The sequence below is a fragment of the Streptomyces sp. NRRL F-5123 genome, from assembly GCF_000721495.1.
GTDB lineage: Bacteria > Actinomycetota > Actinomycetes > Streptomycetales > Streptomycetaceae > Actinacidiphila.
Map to the genome: position 1 here is coordinate 1 of NZ_JOHY01000170.1, position 665 is coordinate 665.

The following is a 665-nucleotide window of genomic DNA, read 5'->3' on the forward strand; positions in this document are numbered from 1 at the left end:
TCCACTCGTGGGCGAAGTTGTGACGCCAGCGGTGCGCGTGCACGCCGGTCAGACCGGCTGCCGCACCGCGGCGCTTGATCATGATCTTGATGCCGTTGGGCGCCAGCCGCCTGGCGCCGCGGTCGGCAAGCCACAGGTCGGGCAGGTCGGCTCCGCGGTGCTTGGCCCGGGCCCGGAGGTAACGGCTGAGCGCCCTCGCGGTCTTCGGGCCGAAGCGGACGCGCCGGTCCTTGCTGCCCTTGCCGTGGTAGCGGACGGACTCGGTGGCAAGGTCGATGTCGGCCAGGGCAAGGTTGCCGACCTCGGACAGGCGGGCGCCGGTGTTGTAGTAGAGGCGGATGACCGCCTCGTCCCGCAACTGCAGGAACGCCTTGCCCTTGCAGGTCTGCAGCACCTTGGAGGTCTCCGCGTCGCGCATCACCGGCACCAGCTTCTGCGGGATCTTCGGCTGCCGGACCCGGTCCATCGGCGACCGGTCGATCTCCTCCTCGTCGTCCCGCAGCCACTTGAAGAACTGCTGCAGCGCCTTGTGCTTGTTCAGCCCGGTCGCCGGCGAACGGGTCTGCACCATCCAGGCCTGGAAGGCCTCGCAGTGCGCCCGGCTCACCTCGGCCGGGTCCTCCGCGGCGCGGTCCGCGTCCGGATCGGGGGAGTACTCCCCCAGG

General features: G+C 70.5%; 1 protein-coding gene. It reads right to left on the reverse strand.

Annotated elements, in window-relative coordinates; translation table 11 throughout:
• Positions 1–665 (reverse strand): tyrosine-type recombinase/integrase (locus IH54_RS0138760; protein WP_031526335.1); only part of this gene is annotated, 665 nt, incomplete at both ends.